A 1,323-nucleotide genomic window follows, 5' to 3' on the forward strand; every position below is an offset into this window, starting at 1 on the left:
GATTGAGGTAGGGACGCCGGTCGCCCGGCGCCCCCCTCGCAGATCCCGGCGTGCGGAACTACCGCACCGGGCTCCTCGGATGGACGCGCAGCGGAACCGCGACGCGGTTGGTCCTGTTTTCAGACATTCTCTTACCCTTGCTCATGCCCCTTGTCGAGTCTGCCACCGCGATGGCATCGGTTCCTCGACGATCCGCGGCCGCGGGATGTCCCAGCGCTCCCATGCCCTGGCGAACGATGCCCACGTGAAGCTCCGCCGCTGGCTGCGACGGTTCAGCCACTTGAACACCAGCCGCTTGACGTGGTGCGCCATCACCCACAGCCGCTTCGAGTTGCCAATCACCCCGTAGTAGTTCCAGTGCCCGCGCAGCTTGCGCTTCAGGGTGGCCAACAGGTCCGGGAGCCGGAGGCTCCGCGACTTCTTCAGCCAGTCCTTCAGCCCGCGCAACGCGGAGCGGAACTTCTTCGGGTTGGTCGTCCGCCTCACGCGGACGTGCCTGCGGTTGCGCCGGCTCCGTTGCCAGTGGAAGTCGAAGCCAAGGAAGGTGAACCTCCCGCTGCTTTCCGGCTCCCACCGGTTGAACTTCACCAGTGCGCTCTTCTCCTCCGCCAAGGACAGGCCGAATTTCTCCAGCCGCCCCGGCAGGGCCTTCAGGTAGGCCTCGGCGTCGTCCTTCCTCTCGAAACAGACCACGCTGTCATCGGCATATCTTCGGAACATCACGCTGCCACGGCTCCGCTTGGCCACCACCTGCTTGATCCACAGGTCCTGCACGAAGTGCAGATAGATGTTGGCAAGCAAGGGCGAGATGATCCCGCCCTGCGGCGTGCCCCCATTCGAGGGCGTCCACCAGCCATCTTCCATCACCCCGGCACGGAGCCATTTGCAGATCAGCCGGATCAGGCCACGGTCCGCGACGCGCGTTTCGAGCATTCGGATCAGCCAGCCGTGATCGAGGTGATCGAAGAAACTCCGGATGTCCGCTTCGACGACCCAGCGATGGGTCCCGTCGTCGAGCGCTTCCCCGAGTTCCTGGCTCGCCAGGCGGGGCTTGCGTCCGGGACGATACCCGATGCTTTCATCGACGAAGTCGTTCTCCCAGATGGCTTCGAGGATCATCCTCACGGCCTGCTGCACGATCTTGTCTTCCAACACGGGGATGCCGAGCGGTCGCAGCTTGCTGCTTCCCGGTTTGGCGATCCACCGGCGCTTGACGGGACGGGCTCGGTACTTCCCGTCCCTCAGGCGCGATTCCAACTCAAGCAGGTTTTCCTCGAGGTTCTCCCCATACTCCGCCCAGTCCACGCCGTCGATTCCCGGCGC

The 1,323-nt window shown here is 64.6% G+C and carries 1 protein-coding gene; it reads right to left on the reverse strand.

Features of this window, described 5'->3' with window-relative positions:
- Window positions 1-141 precede the first annotated feature (141 nt).
- A partial coding sequence (ltrA, locus tag ACG2LG_RS23850; RefSeq protein WP_396263374.1) for a group II intron reverse transcriptase/maturase occupies window positions 142-1,323 on the reverse strand: 1,182 nt, incomplete at its 5' end.

This window comes from Haloferula sp. A504, assembly GCF_044385805.1.
Taxonomy (GTDB): domain Bacteria; phylum Verrucomicrobiota; class Verrucomicrobiia; order Verrucomicrobiales; family Akkermansiaceae; genus Haloferula.